The 13,759-nt window shown below is 49.2% G+C and carries 17 protein-coding genes; 7 read left to right on the top strand and 10 right to left on the bottom strand.

Features of this window, described 5'->3' with window-relative positions; genetic code table 11:
• Positions 1-7: 7 nt before the first annotated feature.
• The gene (locus FYJ65_RS05840) at positions 8-688 is read left to right on the top strand and encodes a TetR/AcrR family transcriptional regulator (RefSeq protein WP_154554414.1); all 681 of its coding nucleotides are present in this window, start codon (positions 8-10) and stop codon (positions 686-688) included.
• 227 nt (positions 689-915) lie between these two features.
• Here the strand turns inward: FYJ65_RS05840 and FYJ65_RS05835 are convergent, their stop codons facing one another.
• Together FYJ65_RS05835 and FYJ65_RS05830 are read right to left on the bottom strand one after the other, a co-directional pair.
• Entirely contained in the window at positions 916-1,089 is a 174-nt protein-coding gene (locus FYJ65_RS05835; RefSeq protein WP_154554413.1) for a hypothetical protein, read from the bottom strand.
• On the bottom strand, positions 1,086-1,277 hold the full coding sequence (locus FYJ65_RS05830) for a hypothetical protein (protein WP_206157323.1): 192 nt from the start codon (positions 1,275-1,277) through the stop codon (positions 1,086-1,088). The genes FYJ65_RS05835 and FYJ65_RS05830 overlap by 4 nt, the downstream gene beginning before the upstream one ends.
• A 133-nt stretch (positions 1,278-1,410) precedes the next feature.
• Here FYJ65_RS05830 and FYJ65_RS05825 point away from each other — a divergent pair, with 133 nt between their 5' ends.
• The 3 genes from FYJ65_RS05825 (at position 1,411) to FYJ65_RS05815 (ending at position 3,180) form a co-directional block, all read left to right on the top strand.
• A complete protein-coding gene (locus FYJ65_RS05825; protein ID WP_154554412.1) occupies positions 1,411-1,752 on the top strand; it encodes a sensor histidine kinase in 342 nt (113 codons plus the stop codon).
• A gap of 178 nt (positions 1,753-1,930) precedes the next feature.
• Complete coding sequence (locus FYJ65_RS05820) at positions 1,931-2,581, top strand: hypothetical protein (protein ID WP_154554411.1); 651 nt, start codon at positions 1,931-1,933, stop codon at positions 2,579-2,581.
• A 17-nt stretch (positions 2,582-2,598) separates the two neighbouring features.
• On the top strand, positions 2,599-3,180 hold the full coding sequence (locus FYJ65_RS05815; protein ID WP_154554410.1) for a helix-turn-helix domain-containing protein: 582 nt from the start codon (positions 2,599-2,601) through the stop codon (positions 3,178-3,180).
• A gap of 92 nt (positions 3,181-3,272) precedes the next feature.
• On the opposite strand, the gene arsS is transcribed toward FYJ65_RS05815, so the two are convergent.
• The 8 genes from arsS to dtd form a co-directional block, all read right to left on the bottom strand.
• A complete protein-coding gene (gene arsS, locus FYJ65_RS05810; protein ID WP_154554409.1) occupies positions 3,273-5,333 on the bottom strand; it encodes an arsenosugar biosynthesis radical SAM (seleno)protein ArsS in 2,061 nt (686 codons plus the stop codon).
• Positions 5,334-5,354: 21 nt separating this feature from the next.
• Entirely contained in the window at positions 5,355-5,495 is a 141-nt protein-coding gene (locus FYJ65_RS05805; RefSeq protein ID WP_331469434.1) for a flavodoxin family protein, read from the bottom strand.
• On the bottom strand, positions 5,488-6,987 hold the full coding sequence (locus FYJ65_RS05800; RefSeq protein WP_206157322.1) for an SLC5/6 family protein: 1,500 nt from the start codon (positions 6,985-6,987) through the stop codon (positions 5,488-5,490). Before FYJ65_RS05800 ends, FYJ65_RS05805 begins: the two co-directional genes overlap by 8 nt.
• Before the next feature lie 177 nt (positions 6,988-7,164).
• A complete protein-coding gene (locus tag FYJ65_RS05795) occupies positions 7,165-7,776 on the bottom strand; it encodes a cyclodeaminase/cyclohydrolase family protein (protein WP_154554408.1) in 612 nt (203 codons plus the stop codon).
• A gap of 141 nt (positions 7,777-7,917) precedes the next feature.
• Positions 7,918-8,163 (bottom strand): 30S ribosomal protein S18, encoded by a 246-nt coding sequence (gene rpsR / locus FYJ65_RS05790; protein WP_154554407.1) that lies wholly within the window; start codon positions 8,161-8,163, stop codon positions 7,918-7,920.
• Positions 8,164-8,193: 30 nt separating this feature from the next.
• Positions 8,194-8,673: a single-stranded DNA-binding protein gene (locus tag FYJ65_RS05785; RefSeq protein WP_154554406.1), complete on the bottom strand. Its 480-nt coding sequence runs from the start codon at positions 8,671-8,673 to the stop codon at positions 8,194-8,196.
• A 36-nt stretch (positions 8,674-8,709) separates the two neighbouring features.
• Positions 8,710-8,997 (bottom strand): 30S ribosomal protein S6, encoded by a 288-nt coding sequence (gene rpsF, locus FYJ65_RS05780; RefSeq protein WP_154554405.1) that lies wholly within the window; start codon positions 8,995-8,997, stop codon positions 8,710-8,712.
• A 151-nt stretch (positions 8,998-9,148) separates the two neighbouring features.
• Complete coding sequence (gene dtd, locus FYJ65_RS05775; RefSeq protein WP_154554404.1) at positions 9,149-9,601, bottom strand: D-aminoacyl-tRNA deacylase; 453 nt, start codon at positions 9,599-9,601, stop codon at positions 9,149-9,151.
• Between the two features lie 125 nt (positions 9,602-9,726).
• Here dtd and FYJ65_RS05770 point away from each other — a divergent pair, with 125 nt between their 5' ends.
• From FYJ65_RS05770 to FYJ65_RS05760, 3 genes are all read left to right on the top strand, one after another.
• The gene (locus FYJ65_RS05770; RefSeq protein WP_154554403.1) at positions 9,727-10,461 is read left to right on the top strand and encodes a lysophospholipid acyltransferase family protein; all 735 of its coding nucleotides are present in this window, start codon (positions 9,727-9,729) and stop codon (positions 10,459-10,461) included.
• Positions 10,462-10,715: 254 nt separating this feature from the next.
• The gene (locus tag FYJ65_RS05765; protein WP_154554402.1) at positions 10,716-12,872 is read left to right on the top strand and encodes a rhodanese-like domain-containing protein; all 2,157 of its coding nucleotides are present in this window, start codon (positions 10,716-10,718) and stop codon (positions 12,870-12,872) included.
• 299 nt (positions 12,873-13,171) lie between these two features.
• Positions 13,172-13,753 (top strand): nitroreductase family protein, encoded by a 582-nt coding sequence (locus FYJ65_RS05760; RefSeq protein WP_154554401.1) that lies wholly within the window; start codon positions 13,172-13,174, stop codon positions 13,751-13,753.
• Positions 13,754-13,759 lie beyond the last annotated feature (6 nt).

The raw sequence follows: 13,759 nt of genomic DNA, 5'->3' as shown, positions 1-13,759 counted from the left end.
TCACTTAATGGTATATTATAGAAAAATCGGTAACGTTAAACCGAACGGATCTTTTTTTACCAAGGGTGTAGTTATGACAAAAGTGGATATGAAGAAAAATAAAAAACGCCAGGACATCCTGGACGCGGCCTATGAGCTTTTCACCACGAAGGGCTTCTCCAGCACGACGATTATGAACATTGCGCTGAAAGCCGGAGTGGGGAAGGGCACGTTCTATCTCTATTTCGACAGCAAGGAGGCGGTGCGGGATGAGCTGATTGTGATTAAGGCTTCCCAGATTCTCACCAAGGCCGTTAACGCGATGGAGGAAAGCCTGGGCGCCAATCGAAAGGTGGGGGTGGCGGACCGGTTCATCTTCGTGGCAGATTTCATTCTGAATTATCTGTCGAAAGATCTGACGTTGCTGCGGTTCGTATCCAAGAATCTCAGCTGGGGTCTGTTCCTGAACAGCCGCATTGAGGAGAAGAATTCCGATGTCATCAATTTCAAGGATTTCATTTCCCTGCTGATTGAGCGGGATCACGTGCACCTGAAGAATCCGGACATTCTGATTTATACGCTGATTGAAATGGTGAACTCCACCTGCTACAGCGTCCTGATTAGCGAGGATCCGGTCAGCTTCGAAGAGTACAAGCCGTACCTATATCACTGCATTCGGCTGCTGATTGATGATGCCAGGGAGAATTAAGTGTTGGCACGGTAAGATACCTGTGATATAATACGACTCGTTCTGCCGGTTTCCGGCGGAAACGAACCGGCAGATTCCATGGGGATGGCTGTGAAACATCCCGGACACAACGTGGGGTCTGCCGCCCAACCCGAATACGAAAAATTTGCGATATAGTGAAGGAGGAGCATTTGCCGGCGCAAACGCTCCTCCTTTTGATTCTTCACTTTTTTTCATCGCCTGTTCGATTAAGTCGTTCGGCGCTTTTTTCTGTTCGTCGGATGTGATACTGCCCACAATCGGCTTGCCCACAACTTCTTATTCTTTGCAAAAATCTGATTCTCCTGCTCCATCAGCTCCTGATACATGGCAACCGCCTCGTCCAGCGCCAGCATCATCATTTTCTTCATTTTCGTCTTCATTTTTCTGTCTTCTTTTTCATTTCTTTTCCGTCACTTCCGAAGCCGCACCCATAGGCCAGGGCATCGACAGGGCATACGGTGACGCATTTTCCCCGGTCCACTTCAACGCCCAACAGGACCACCTTGTTCATCAGTCCGTAGAAGGCGCCCAGCGGGTACACCCACTTGCAGAAGGGCCGGTAAAACACCACCTTTGAAGAAGTTGGAAAGGTGGATATAAAATCTTCGTTAAGAAAGGAAAGTTAGCGGAAATTTTATACGGGTAGGGTATATTATAGACAATCGGATGAATGTTTGGAAAAATGTGAGGGGAATGCCCGGATGATTGGAAGCGACACCTTGGTCTACCGGATGCTTTTCAACCTCATGGAAAACGCCATCCGGTACAATCGTCCAGATGGCGCCGTTACCATTTCCATCTGCAAGGATGAAAAGTTCATTCAAATTCGCGTGGCAGATACGGGCTTCGGAATTCCGGAGCAGTACCGGGAAAGCATCTTTCAGCCATTCTTCCGCGTGGACAAGTCCCGGAGCCGGGAACACGGCGGTGTCGGACTGGGACTTTCTCTGGTCTGGGAAATCGCGGCACTTCACGGCGGCGCGGTGACGGTGGAGGAAAGCTCGGGGGCCGGCACCGTGGTTCTGGTGACGCTGCGTGGTTGAATCCTTCCGTCATAACTCACGCTAATCTGGTTTCGGCACATCACTAAAATTAGGAGAAATTATAAAATGTTTCAATTTTAAAGCGACATCTTTACACTTTCTTAACATAACTTAGTTAGAATTATGTTGCAGATCTGTAAAAGATGCTTCTAGTGAACTTTACGAAAGGGAAATTTCTATGAAACATAAGAATACTATGTATCTAATTCTATTAACAATTTTCATCTTATCACTTCCGATATGCGCTTATGCTGACAATTCTGTCATCATTTCGAAAGATGACTTTTCTACTGATACTGAATTCCAAAATGCCATTGACAATGCATTCGAGAACTACGAGAATTTTACAATTGTTTTAGACGATGATACAATTAGCCCGGTGCTCAGCATGTCTGCTTCTCCACTATCAGCAGATGCTGTTCTATACAATGTTAAAAATGTACAGAATAAATCTAACTCTTTCGGAAAAGACTACCTAAATGTATCTGGCGATCCTGGAATTACCATAGGATTGTCTCACGCAAAAACTAAATCCTATGCATTACAATTTGGTGCAACATTTGGATGTGACAAAAGTTTTATTGCAAATGCAACGTGGGGTTCCTCCAAGGGCTCTACATTAACCTATTCTGGTACATGGAAAGTACCTTCGAAAGCGAATGGAAAGCAAGTAAAACGTGGCTACCTTCATATGCGTCCAGAATACAAAGTAAAATCTTATACGGTATATCACAAAAATTATGGAACAAACAAGTGGATTAAAGACGGCTCTTCGACAACAAAAAAAGCCTACGGTGTAAATATTAGAAAAACATTCACTTACAAATAGCACTTTGGAGGGGTATTATGATTTCAAAAGAACAATTTTCCTGTGGTAACACAATTTTAACACCTCAGAGTTACGAAATAACGACTGAGTGCGGTACTGATGTACTGACACCAAACGAAACAAAGATTCTCCAGAAACTACTTGAACAGAATCATTGTGTTGTTTCCCGTGCCTCTTTACTCTCATTGATTGATTTACGTGGTTCGAATGATACCGACCGTTCTGTGGACGTTCATATTTCTTCATTACGAAAGAAACTGCGTTCCATTCAGTCTAATCTTCGTATCCAGTCTAAAAGAGGTGTTGGATACTACATTCAGGAGAAGTCAAATACCCCGTTTCCGTTAAGCTTATTTTCTGATAAAACAAATAGTGAAAGAAAGGAGAATTCCTCTATGAAATTTTCTTACATTTCTCTAATTTTCCTCGCCTGCATGTGTCTTTGCTGGGTAGGGTATACTGCATCACCACTTGATTTAGATATGTCCTTTGAACCAATGTATGGCTACGCCTACATCGTCCGCAACCTGTACATCATGTTCATGATTTTCATAGGCGTCTACCTTATGAAAATTTACCTGGATCACAAAGACAAATAGATTACAGTGATTAATTCCTGAGCGCCAATTCAAAATTGGCGCTCATTTTATATATTCAACAATTCTATGAGGGATTTGCGTTATAACATATCCTATCCCTGCACCAGCGTGCCGCCACAGCTGGAACCGGCACCGGCGGTACAGCCGTAGCAGTGCGCCCCGAACCGAATCTTCCGCTGAAGCGAATTAATTTTTCCCCCAGCCAGATCATAGATGGTCAGATCCCGGTCTTCGTTCCGGCATGGCATATTCATCACCTGGTTGAAGTCGCAGTCATAGATTCTTCCGTCATAACCTACGCTGATCTGATCCCGGCACATCATCTTCTCACAGGCCTCCTCATTGAATGCATCCAGCAGCATATCCATGTACTGTTGGTAGATTCCGTTCCGCAGCAGGTGACACCCGTACCGGCCGATTGGATTGTTCGTCACCGCATACAGCCGGTTGAATTCCACCCCGTATTTTCGAAGCTCCTTCCGGTACAAATTCTCCAGCTCGTCCTGATCTGGCGGCAGAATATCCCGCTGCGGGTTGAACACCAAGTTCAGCTCCGGTTTCTGCTCACCCGATTCCTCACTTTCCATTTCCGCACCGTAGCCCACAGCATTCAGCTCCCGAAGCACCTCAATGCTCTGACGGAACACGCCGTCGCCCCGCTGACTGTCTGCCTCCGATTCACTGAAATTCGGAAGGCTGGCAATCACAGTTACTCCCAGCTCCCAATATTTCCGAATCAAGTCCCGATATGCCGGCGCCTTCAGAATCACCAGGTTGGTCCGAACCATCACCCGGAATCCCAGCCGCGTCGCCTCTTCGATGAACCACCGGAAGTCCGGCGCCATTTCCGGCGCCCCGCCGGTGATATCAATCGTCCGGAATCCGTACCGAACCCCCGCATCCAACACCGCTTGCAGCGTCTCCCGGGAAATCACTTCCTTCCGATCCGGGCCGGCGCCCACATGGCAGTGCTCGCAGGACAGATTGCACTTCTTTCCCACATTCACCTGAATCGTGGACAGCTCCGGCCGCGTCTCCAAATACTCCGCCTTCGGAACCATATCCTCAAAATACATAATCCGCGCCATCGCATCTTCCAGATCCTGGGGTGACGCCGGTTTTCCCTCCGGATATGCCTCTTCCCGGTACGCGGGTAAAACCACGAATCCGCCCAGGAGCGCGTTTCCGATGGTGCAGGCCGGACCGTTCAGAATACGATTGCGATAGGAAACCTCTGCCGGAGAGTTGTGTTTCCACAGCCGGTCAAACCATTCCACATAGGCCGCCTGATCATAGCGAACGGGAACCGCTTCGATATAAAGTCCCTTGTATTCCGCCCGGTAGATGGCATCCTCCTCCGGTGTTGCCGCAATTCGGGTGAGCACGCCGAACTGCTGCCCCTCAAAGGTGGGAAGTCCCGCCGCACCGTTATTGATTACCACACCGCCCCGGAGTTTTCCGGCCACCGCCGCACAGGTATGAGTGGTGGCGAAAATATCGATTCCGTTTTCTTCCATAAAATCGGACAGTTCTCCCTGGCGAAGCACATCCTCCAGCTGCTCGATGGCACAGTCCCAGCCCCCCAGCAGCTTCTCATCTCCATGAGTGATTCCGATTTTGCAATCGCCCACCTGAGCGACCATGTGAGCCGGCCGATCCTTTAGCTTCGCAATCAATTCCGGATGTTTCCCGATTTCTTCCTTCATCATATGGTGAATTCGGTTGGAGCGGCTCACGCTGGCATCATCGGTGCAATCCGGATAGGCGCAGCCGCAGCCCACGCCCACATCTTCCGTTCTTCGAGCCTCTGCTTCCACATTTCCAACCATTGGAATATATTTCTCCGCACCGGCTTCTATCCGGGCAAATTCCTCTGCCGTCCGGTCGAACCAGTGCATGTCGCCGTTGAACACCATGCCCACCCGGCCGCCTTCGCCCAAGCGTTCCTGTTCTTTTACGAACATTGCCTGTACTGCATCCATGGCAAAGGGGTTTCCGTACAGTCCGCCCACCACCAGCAGGGTGTCGAAGGTGTGCGCCGGGGAAGGAGCCGCGGACCATACCGACGAATCCAGACGGTAATCCACCGGACATGCTCTTCCCGCATCTTTGAAATTATGTCTCGCATAACTCGGAGTTGTACAACTTGCCATTTTTTCCTTCTTTCCTTTTCTCTACTTCAAAATTTCCTGACGGAGGTTCTCCAGATCCGCCGCATCCGGCTGCGCCTTCATCTTCACATATCGATCCCGAACCGCCTGCTGCATCTTTCCCTGGCACATGAATTCGCCCACCAGGGTATTGCTCTCATCCATCGATGCCTTCCGGGTCGATGTCTTCCCATCCGGCGGCACTACGCTCTGCATCCAGAGCCTCGATTTCCTCGTCGGTTCTTCCTTTCCATGCCGGACGGCCTTCGGCCTTCTCCACCATGGAAGCCACAACACCGCATACTGCGTAGGAACCCCAACACAGTACGGCACCCCAGAAGTTCACGCCCAGGAAGTTGGCGTACGCACCGTTTCCGATATTCATAAATGCCAAACTGTCCGGGCTTACGGTGTCCACAATTCCCAGAATCATACCGATCCAGAAGGAGAGGTGGAAGCCGATTTTCGTCGGCTTAATCGGACCTGCGCCGTGAAGCAGAAAAACCGGACCCAGCCCCATAATCATGGTTCCGGAAATGGTGGTTGCCGCCAGAATATCGGTTCCCACAATCATCGGCAAATTGCCCACAACCGCGAAAAATGCCATGAATCCGATACCAATCCAGCGAGCTTTTTCATGCGGATCCTTTCCCAAAATGGCCGGAAGATCCCGCGCGGTCAGCTTCGCCAGGGAACTGAAGGTGGAGTCCAGAGTGGAACCACCGCACATTACCATCATGATAGCCATCAATAAGAATGCCGCAATGCCCATTCCCTGCGCCACCGCCTGCGCCGCATCCGTCACATTTTCCAGACCGGAAAGCATGGCGTCCACACCGATCAGGGAGAACAGGGTGATTGCCAGGAATCCCAGAAGACCCGCAACGGTGAAGCACTTCAGCATTTTCTTTTCCTCGCAGATGAATCCCCGGTCGGTGAGTACCGCATCATGGAATCCGTAGGACAGGCACTGCAGCAGTGCACCCAGAACGAAGTCCACGCCGGTGTCCATCTTCCAGGATCCGCTGGTCAGGTATGCGCTCATCGGGTGTTCCGGCAGAATCCAGAAGATGGTGAATACCAGCAGTACCACAAACAGGCCGGCCTGCAGCACGTCGGTAATCAGGGAAGAACGCAGTCCGCCCCAGCAGCTGTAGCCCAGTGTGATTGCGGTAAAAAGAAGTGCGGCGATGACGAAGGGTTTGCTGCCCGACTCACCGTAGTATCCGCCGATGACCGAGGTATTGGACCAAACCTCGTTGAACAGACGAACCAGAATTGCTGCGCTGAAGCAGAATGCCGCTGCCACACCGTAGTTTCTTGTGAGGAGGTCGGTCATGGACTTTGCGGCGAAACGACGGCGCAGTCTGTAGATTGCAAAACCGGTGAGGGGAATGCAGAGCCAGTACACCGCGTAACCGATACCACCTACGATGCCGTAGCTGTATCCCATATTGGCGCAGTTATATACGGATTTTGCGAATATCCAAGCGATAAATACCGAAGAGGTGACCATCAAAGAAGAGGCTGCTCGTCCCTTCTTGTCGGTTCCTTTGAAAAAGCCGCCGATTGTAACGGCCTTCGGGGAGATGGCGAACATGACGATGCCGTATACCACCAGGAATCCCCAGAAAAACAGTCCTGTACCGTTGTGCATGATGTTTTATCCTTTCTGCTATTATAATTCATAAAAAAGCCCATAAAAAACGCTGTTAGAATTCACTAACAGCGTTAACGGATTCATTCTAACAAATTTAGGACTTGTATTCAACCGATTTTTTATTGAAAATCCTTATATTGAATCTGCACATTTCCTCATATTTCTATATTTTCACTAGGCGTCTTTCAGAATTTCTCCGGTCAGGGTGTTGGCCTCTTCCACGATAGAAGCGATTTCTCGGTTCCATTCCTCGGCCTGCTTGCGGTCGGTGAGAGCAGGGGTGTTGGCCACTACGTTCATCTTCGCCGCCTGAATGCAGGCATTCAGGTTCAGGGCCGCTACGTAAAGATCGCTCACCAGCTGCTTGTTGGATTTTCCAATCATCTCCTTGGTGAGGTGCAATCCGGCCAATGCCGCCCGGCATGCGTTCAGCGGAGCCAGTCCCGCTGCCACCGATGCCTCTGCAATCGCTGCCTTCCGAGCCGCTTTCTCTTCATCCGTGGATTTCGGAAGGGCATAGGCATCGGAAACGCCGGTAAAAGCTTCCTTATCTTCATCGATTCCCTGAATCAACTTCGTGAGAACTTCCTGAGCTTCCTTCAGCGTCTGCTGATTCAGCTCTTCGTACTCTTCATATTTCTTCTTTCCCAAGGTGAGGTTCGCCACCATCATAATCAGGGCTGCGCCCTGTGCACCGGTCAGTGCCGCAACCGCACCACCGCCCGGCGCCGGTGCTGCCGATTTCAGTTCATTCAGGAAATCGATAATCTTCTGGTTTTCTGTCATTTCTTTTTTTCCTTTCTGCTTCCCGCTGCCCGCAGTTCGAACGGACAGCCCGGAACAATAGCACCAATACTTTTATCTCATTATAATAAAAAGAACGCCGGAAGGAAACCTCCAGCGTTCTCAAATTACTTTTTCTGCGGATTAGTTGTTCAGATCTGCATCGAAAGGAAGGAGTGCTACCACACGAGCTCTCTTGATAGCAGTGGTAACTGCTCTCTGGTGCATTGCACATGTACCGGTTACTCTTCTCGGGAGAATCTTTCCTCTCTCGGTAGTGAACTTCTTCAGAGTCTCTACATCTTTGTAATCGATCTTCTTATCCTTGTCTGCACAGAACTGGCATACTTTTCTTCTTCTCATGCCGCGCTTTCTGTTGTTATTGTCCATTTCGACTTAATCTCCTTTCCTAAGATATGTCTAGAACGGGATGTCGTCATCCGCTGCCTGGAATGCATCCGGGAAATCATCTTGACCTCCGAAAGCGTCCTGCTGCGGTGCCGGCGCGCTCTGCTGCTGACCGCCCTGGTAGCTGTCATTGCCGCCAAAACCGGAGTTCGCGTTGGAGCCTCCACCGTTGTTGTTTCTAGAGCCAAGGAACTCCACGCGATTCGCGATGACGTCAGTGGTGTATACCGTCTGACCGTTCTTGTCTCTGTAACTTCCCGTCTGAATCCGTCCGCTTACCGCTGCCTGACTGCCCTTCTTCAGGTATCTGTCTACGGTCTCGGCCTGCTTTCCGAATACGGTGATTCGAATGAAGTCAGCCTGACTCTCCTGGCCGGCGGACACCGGTCTGTCGATTGCCAGCGTGAAATGTGCTACGGCAGTCTGAGTGTTCGGTGTGTAGCGAAGCTCCGGATCCCTTGTTAATCTTCCAATTAAAATTACACTATTCATGTTTCACCTGTCCTTTCCGAACGCTGTGAACGATACTTATTTCTCGTCCTGGCAAACGATGATATGTCTCATGCAATTATCGGAAATCTTCAGTCTTCTGTCCAGTTCCTTTGGCAGTTCTGCACTTGCCTTGAATGGAATCAGCACGTAGAAACCGTCCTTCTTCTTGTTGATCGGGTAAGCGAGCTTCTTAACGCCCCACAGATCCGCTTCTCCAGCTTCACCGTCAGCGTTGATGATGCCCTTTACGGTCTCGATCATCTGGTTTCTTGCAGCTTCATCCATAGCCGGATCAAGAATGAACAATAATTCATAATTTCTCATTGTTTTCACCTCCTATGGCCTAATGACATCTTGCGATGTAGGATTCTGGCCTGCTTATTCAGACCATACCCAATTATTATACAGAAAAATACCCGGATTGCAAGCTTTTATTTCCGAAATTCCTTGAAAATCCGGTGAATTCTTCCGTTTTCTACCCGCAAATCTGCTCAGAGTCCAGAATTACGGTAAATGGACCGTCGTTTAGCAGCTCGACCTTCATTTCCGCGCCGAATTCTCCCTGTTCCACCACATCCACGCGCTCTTTGCACTTCTCGATGATGTATTCATAAAGGGCGTTGGCATGGTCCGGTGATCCCGCTTCGATAAAAGAAGGTCGGTTTCCCTTCTTGCAGTTTGCGTACAGGGTGAACTGTGATATCAGTAAAAGTTCTCCCCCCACATCCGCCAAGGAAAGATTGGTCTTTCCGTTTTCATCTTCAAATATCCGAAGCTTAATCATCTTATCCAGCATCTTGTCGGCGATTTCCTTCGTGTCCGTATCGGATACTCCGATCAGAACCATGTAACCTTTACCGATTTTTCCAATCACGTTATTATCCACGGTGACGCTTGCGTGGGTGACTCTCTGTATTACCAGTTTCATTCTCGTAAACCCTTCCTTGCTTTTTTTATATCGTTATTTTACAATAGATTCTAACCTATTGCATGAATACCTGCAAGTCCGGTGATGCCCGGAAGCTTCAGGGAAACGGAGGATATTTTTAGGATATGATGAATCCATTCAAAAGCATTCCGGCGGGTCTGGCGATTCTGTCGGAAATAAATCGTTTTAATAAAATGGCGCCGCAGTTCGAAGCCCTGCGGAAGGAAGGAAAGTTCGAGGAAGAACGGGCGCTGATTCTGGAAGGCACCGGTCGGTTCGCCGATACCGTATCTCGGAAAATCGGAATTACCTTCGATATTCACGGGGAGGAGAACATTCCGGATCACGGGCCGATGCTGATTGTGGCCAATCACCAGAGCTATGCGGATATTCTGGCGATGATCTATGTGATTCGGAAGTTCCAGATCGGTTTCATTGCCAAATCGGAGTTCACCGGTTTCAAGCCGCTGGCAAAGGCGATTAACTACACTCGTTCGCTGTTTCTGAAGAGGGGAGATGCCCGGGCAGCCATTCAGACGCTGAACGAGGCGGCGACCCTGATGAAGGAAGGGTTTTCCCTGGTGATTTTCCCGGAGGGGACGCGGAGCCAGTGCAGCGAGATGGGCGAGTTCAAGGCGGGCAGCTTCAAGTTCGCGCAGAAGGCGAAGGTGCCGATTCTTCCGATTACTCTGGAAGGGGGCTACCACTTCTGGGAGGAGAAGGGAACGGTTCAGCCGTGCACCGTTCATGTGAAGATTCATCCGCTGGTTCATTTTGAGGAGATGGACCGGAAGACGCAGAACAACGCCCATGTGGAGATTGAGAACACCATCCGCGAAGGACTGAAGGAATTCGTTTAGTTTTATTTTGTTGTGAATACGGAAACTTTAGGAAAGGAACCCGAAATGCTGGGTTCCTTTTTTATAGTTTTTTTCTTTTCTGCCTACCAAAGTAATAGGTTTTCTCTATTGGAAAATATTCTTTCTTGTTCTTATTATAATTATTAACAGGTTTTTATTCCTGTTCAAAAAAATCATCGGGCTCGATCGGGCGCGTCCGACGATTGGAATTTGTTTTTACAGAGATTAAAAGAGTAAAGAGGAGGAAAATACTTATGAATCGAGCAATTCGCAGCTTGAGTGCCTGGCTTCTCGCTTTGGCGATGATTGTCAGCGGATTCAGCGTGTTCGGCTCCTTCGGTCCGGCGACCGCAAATGCGGCGGTGGACAACAGCAAGCTGGTCATCAAGGTTACCAACCAGTACGACCAGCCGGTGAAGGGTGCGGAATTCACATTTACGAGTGGAAATGTGAAAAAACCGGTTGGGGTAGCATCGGACGAGCATGGAATTATTGAAACGTCTACTTTAGACCAGGAGGATTGGATGGGTCCTATGAATTTGGAACTGGTTGCCGGAAGTCCTTACACCATTCTCTCCGAAACCATTACCGTGGAATTTAACACAAACGACGACAATAAAACGATTATCGAATATGTCAACGATGATGATTACGCCGGCGAAATCACCGTAAAGGTGAACGATCCGAATGCGGTAGATCCTGGAACGCAGAAGCCGGAGACTTCGTCCACAGCAACCGCCGACGAAGTAAAGGCATACATGTCCGACTCCGACAGCAGCACCGTTCTGATGGATGCCAGAAGCGTGAACGCGTACAATGGCTGGGCTATCGGTAATGCAAAGAGAGGCGGTCACCTGAAGAATGCGGTAAGCTTCCCGGCGGATGCCATCCGAAACGCGGTAACACCGAACAAGAAGGAAGGCAAAACCATCGAGGATTATCACAAGCAGATGATGGACGATGCCGGTATTACCAAGGATTCCAAAATCATCATCTACGATGTGAACGATTCCGATGCGGAATACGTGTACAACTGGCTCAAGGGTCAGGGATATTCCGAGGAAAACATGAAGGTTTTCAACGGAACCGACCTGATTAACAGCGGCAAAGCCAAGGTTGTAAAGTACAAGAATTACGATATGTACGTTCCGGAAGATGTGGTTAAAAACATTTCCGACAACCTCACCGGAAAATCCGATAAATATGACAGAAACGCAAAACACATCGTCAACGGTGATGACGTGGTAATCCTGGACGTAAGCTGGGGAGACGAAACCAGCGATCCGAATACCGGTTCCGGATACGACGCCGGTCACATCCCGGGCGCTGTTCACGTAAACACCGACGAGTACGAAACTCCGAGAGTATACGTAAAGACCAAACCAGAAAAATACAGAACCGAATGGAGACTGAACAGCGATAAGGAACTGATTCAGCTGGCAGAGAAGAAGGGCATCACTTTGGACTCCTGCGTAATCATCTCCGGTCCGGAACCGATGGCAACCACCAGAATGGCTGTTATCCTGAAGTACCTGGGTGTGGAAAACGTTCACGTAATGAGCAATGCCATGACCGGTTGGAATGCGGCCGGATACTCCATGGAAAAGGGAATCAACACCAACAAGACCACCAACCTGGGCATCACCAAGCCTCAGAATCCGGATGTCATCGATACCATTTCTGAGGTAAGAAGCGAGCTGAAGAATTCCAAGTATGCGGTCATTGACACTCGAAGCAAAGCGGAGTGGGACGGAAAGGATACCGGATACGGTTACCACGATCTTGCCGGAAGAATCCCGGGAACCATCTATTCCAACTGCGGATACGGCTACAGCAGCAGCGTGTTCCGTTACAGAAATGCGGATAAGTCCATGAGATCCGGTGAAGCCATTAAAAAAATGTGGAAAGAGGACGGCATTGACTACCAGAATAAACATATGGTATTCTTCTGCGGCTCCGGCTGGAGAGCAGCCGAGACCACTTGGGAAGCATGGCTCATGGGCTACGATGCATCACTGTACAGCGATGGCTGGATCGGTTGGTCCAACGGTGGATACAGCTACTACCGCGATGGCAAGACCTTTGCAATGGACAAGAAGACCGGCAAGGAAGTCAACATCTCCGCAATTAAAGCAGCGAAAGTTTCCAAGGTAAAAGCAAAAGCCGGAAAGAAGAAGGCGACCGTAACCTACGGAAAGACCACCGGTGTAACCACTTACAAGGTATACTACAAGCTCAAGAAAAAGGGTGCGAAGTATAAGCTGGCAAAGACCACAACATCCAGAAAGGTTACCATCAAGAAACTGAAGTCCAAGAAAACCTACTACGTAAAGGTTCGCGCTTACAAGAACGTCAACGGCACAAACGTTTACACGAAGTACAGTAAGACCGTAAAGGTTCGGGCAAAATAAGATTTTATGCATCACGGATTCCCGATTATCCGAAGAAGAGGCGTCACTGCGGCGCCTCTTTTAGTTTATAATCACAGTTTTCCATAATTTGTTAACATCTCTGTGCATAATTATTCATTCACATCCGTACACCTCTTATATTTCAACTACTGCGGCACATTCTCACACATTGTTGATAACTGTGGAAAACTTTTTCTTTTTGTGTTTTTGACAAGTTTATAAGCATATTTATTTGACATACGCCAAATAGATTACTATCATTAATAAAAAAAATTATGCGAAATAACAGGAGGTGTACCATGCTGAAAGATTACGTCAAAGAGAACCGCACCGTGCGGGGATTCGACCAAAGCGCAAAAGTTTCCACCGAGGAACTGATGGACATGATTGACTGTGCCCGCCTTTCATCCTCCGGCATGAACCTGCAGCCGCTGAAATATTTTATCGCCAACCGGGATTCCGCCGCAGCCATTCTTCAGAAAGCGACCAAGATGGGTGGTCGTCTTCCGGAGCGCCACCTGCCGGATGCCGGAAAGGAACCGGAGTCCTACATTGTCATCCTTCAGGATCCGGACATCAGCACCAGCGACACCTTTACCAATATCGACCTGGGTATCGCGGCGCAGAGCATCACCCTGGCGGCGGTGGAGAAGGGATACCGCTGCTGCATGCTGGGGGGCGGCTACAATCCGGAAGAACTCAGGGACGAGCTGGGCATTCCGGACAAATACATCCTCAAGCTGGTCATCGCCGTCGGCAAATCCGCAGAGAAAATTCACCTGGTAGAAATCGAGAATGGGGAAGACACCGGCTACTACCGGGATGCAGACGACGTTCATTACGTCCCAAAAAGAAAACTGCAGGACATCATCATCCGCTAGTTTTCC

The organism is Mogibacterium kristiansenii, from assembly GCF_009695905.1.
Taxonomy (GTDB): domain Bacteria; phylum Bacillota; class Clostridia; order Peptostreptococcales; family Anaerovoracaceae; genus Mogibacterium_A; species Mogibacterium_A kristiansenii.
The sequence above is the reverse complement of the archived record's forward strand: the minus strand, read 5'-3'. Positions and strand labels throughout refer to the sequence as shown.